Origin of the sequence: Cellulomonas fimi (assembly GCF_028527925.1) — a bacterium.
Lineage (GTDB): Bacteria > Actinomycetota > Actinomycetes > Actinomycetales > Cellulomonadaceae > Cellulomonas > Cellulomonas fimi_C.
In genome coordinates this window covers 1-2916 of the sequence record NZ_JAPESW010000098.1, presented here as the reverse complement: position 1 = coordinate 2916, position 2916 = coordinate 1, and the positions used below count along the sequence as shown (strand labels likewise).

The window sequence follows — 2916 nt, the reverse complement described above, 5'->3', positions numbered from 1 at the left end:
GCCACGTCGAACCGGCCCGCGACCATCTCCTCGAGGTGGATGCGGCCGTCGGACTGCTCGGGCAGCAGCGCCCACGCGACCCCGTAGACGACGAGCCCGAGGCCGCCGAGCAGGATCGACGCGGCGAACAGGCCGCGGACCAGCAGCGGGTCGAGCCCGAAGCGGCGCGCGAGGCCGTCGCAGACGCCGCCGATCCAGCGGTCGTCGCCGCGGAACATGCCGGTGCGGCGCACGGCGGCGAAGAAGCCGCCCGCTGCGGGGGGCCGCGGGGCGGAGTCGAACGGCGGCGGGGTCCCGTAGGGCGCGGTCGGAGCGCCGTGCTCGCCGCGTGCTCCCGGCGCGTCCGGGCCGGCAGGTCCGCCGGCAGGGGTGTTCGTGTCCATGGCTCGATCCTTCCCCGCGGAGGCGGCCCGGCGGGATCGGGTGCTCCCCTGACCCGACCCTGATCCTTCGGGGTCCCGGGCCCTGATCCTCGGGACGCGCGCCCCTGATCTGGTGCCGGGAAGGCCGTGAGCACCCCCGCGGACGTGTGACGATCGGTGCGTGACCTCCGCACCTGCTCCGTCGCGACCGGCCGGCACCGCCGTGCCGCGCGCGCGGCTGCCGCTGCGCCGCCCCGAGCGCGGACGCTGGTTCGCGGGCGTGGCGGTCGGGCTGGCGGCGCACCTCGACGTCCCCGTGGGTCTCGTGCGGTTCGCGTTCGTCGTCCTCGCGCCGGTCGCGGCGGTCGGTCCGGCGCTCTACGTCTTCTGGTGGCTGACCGTCCCCGCGGGGGACCCGGCAGCGGCGGCGACCGAGGCCCGACCGACCGCGCTCACGCGCCTGGCCCGGCGCCAGCACGACGTCGACCCCGCCCGCAGGCTGCCGCTCGCGGCGATCCTCACGGGTGTCGCGCTCGTGCTGGGCTCGATCGCGCTCGTCGCGACGCGGCTGGGCCTCGACCTCAACGTCGACTGGCTGCTGCCGTCGCTCGTGCTGCTCGCGGGTCTCGGGCTCGCGTGGAGCCAGCTCGACCACGTGCCCCGCGAGCGGTGGCGGACCGAGACGGGCCGCCCGACGGTCGGCGTGCTGCGTCTGCTCGGCGGCGTCGTGCTCGCGGGCGTCGGCGGGCTGCTGCTCGTCGGGCAGCTCATGGGCAGCGGCATCGAGCCGGCGGCGTTCGTGCAGGCGGTCGTCGCGGCCGTGGCGGTGCTCGCGGGCGTCGGGCTCGTGCTCGCGCCGTGGTGGCTGCGGCTGGTCCGTGCGCTGGGTGACGAGCGGGCCGCCCGTGCGCGCGAGTCGGAGCGCGCCGACATCGCCGCGCACCTGCACGACTCCGTCCTGCAGACGCTCGCCCTCATCCGCGCACGCGCCGACGACGCCGCCGAGGTCGCGCGCATGGCGCGCGCGCAGGAGCGCGAGCTGCGCGAGTGGATGTACGACGAGCGGCCCGCGCCCGGCACGTCGGTCGCGGCGGTCGTCAAGGACGTCGTCGCGGAGGTCGAGGACTCGCGGTCCGGCCCGACGGGCGACCCGGTCGCGATCGACGTGGTCGTCGTCGGGGACCGCGTCCCGGACGCCGACACCGAGGCGCTCGTCCAGGCGACGCGCGAGGCGCTCGTCAACGCCGTCGTGCACGGCCGCCCGCCGGTGTCGCTGTACCTCGAGGTGCGGTCCGACGCGGTCGAGGTGTTCGTCAAGGACCGGGGTGACGGGTTCGACGTGGACGCGATCGGACCCGACCGGTTCGGGGTGCGCGAGTCGATCATGGGCCGGGTGCGCCGTCGTGGCGGCACGGCCGAGGTGACGAGCCGGCCGGGTCGCGGCACCGAGGTGCACCTGCTGGTGCCGGTGCGTGCGGCCGCGGCGGCCGAGGGAGGGGAAGCGAGATGAGCACGGACACGACGGGCCCGTCGACCGGTGCCGTGGACGTCGTCCTCGTCGACGACCACCACCTGTTCCGGACCGGGGTCAAGGCGTCGCTCGACGCGGGCGTGCGCGTGGTCGGCGAGGCCGACGACGTGGAGTCCGCGGTGCGCGTGGTGCACGAGCTGCAGCCGCCGGTCGTGCTGCTCGACGTCCACCTGCCCGGTGGCGACGGCGGCGGGGGCGCCGAGGTGATCCGGCGCTGCGCCGACCTGGGCGGCACGACGCGGTTCCTCGCGCTGTCGGTGTCGGACGCGGCCGAGGACGTCGTCGCGACCATCCGGTCGGGCGCGCGCGGCTACGTGACGAAGGCGATCGACGGCGGGGAGCTGTCCGACGCCGTGCGCCGCGTCGCGGGCGGGGACGCGGTGTTCTCGCCGCGGCTCGCGGGGTTCGTGCTCGACGCGTTCGGCGCGGCCGCGGGTGACGTCGCGACGGGCGACGACGAGCTCGACCGGCTGTCGGCGCGTGAGCGCGAGGTGATGCGGCTCATCGCTCGCGGCTACACGTACCGCGAGGTCGCCTCGGAGCTCTTCATCTCGGTGAAGACGGTCGAGACCCACGTGTCGGCGGTGCTGCGCAAGCTGCAGCTGTCGAGCCGGCACGAGCTGACGCGGTGGGCGGCGGCGCGGCGGCTGCTCTGACCCGGGCGCGCGCCGGGCGTGTGACGCGATCGATCTGACGGAACGTCAGAAACCGTCGAGCGCGGCGGCTAGGCTCGGGAGGCATGGAACTCCCGCAGCACCTCCTCCTCTTCCTGCACCTCCTGGGCTGGGCGATCGTGCTCGGCGGCACGCTCGTGACGATGCGCGACAACCGGCTCCCCAAGGGCGCGCTGCACGGGATCCTCACCGCGCTGATCACGGGCATCCTCATGGTCGGCCTCGCGTCGGCGAGCGACGAGCTGCGCGACCCGAACAACGTCAAGGTCGCGGTCAAGCTCGTCGTCGCGCTCGTCGTCACCGGGCTCGTCGTGTACGGCACGCGTCGGCCCGAGAAGGTCACGAAGGG

At 75.5% G+C, this 2916-nt stretch carries 4 protein-coding genes; 3 read left to right on the top strand and 1 reads right to left on the bottom strand.

The annotated features are described in order from the left end of the window. Positions 1 to 383 (bottom strand): PspC domain-containing protein (locus OMK64_RS19820; RefSeq protein WP_272730072.1); only part of this gene is annotated, 383 nt, incomplete at its 3' end. Positions 384 to 543: 160 nt separating this feature from the next. On the opposite strand from OMK64_RS19820, the gene OMK64_RS19815 reads away from it, so the two are divergent. From OMK64_RS19815 to OMK64_RS19805, 3 genes are all read left to right on the top strand, one after another. Beyond that, positions 544 to 1872: an ATP-binding protein gene (locus tag OMK64_RS19815; protein ID WP_272730071.1), complete on the top strand. Its 1329-nt coding sequence runs from the start codon at positions 544 to 546 to the stop codon at positions 1870 to 1872. Continuing rightward, complete coding sequence (locus OMK64_RS19810) at positions 1869 to 2549, top strand: LuxR C-terminal-related transcriptional regulator (protein ID WP_272730070.1); 681 nt, start codon at positions 1869 to 1871, stop codon at positions 2547 to 2549. Before OMK64_RS19815 ends, OMK64_RS19810 begins: the two co-directional genes overlap by 4 nt. Positions 2550 to 2632: 83 nt before the next feature. Next, the coding region (locus OMK64_RS19805) for a hypothetical protein (protein WP_272730069.1) at positions 2633 to 2916 on the top strand (284 nt) is incomplete at its 3' end.

Excerpts from the sequence above, each read along its gene's own strand:
- OMK64_RS19810 (WP_272730070.1), top strand. The coding sequence starts at position 1,869 with ATGAGCACGGACACGACGGGCCCGTCGACCGGTGCCGTGGACGTCGTC.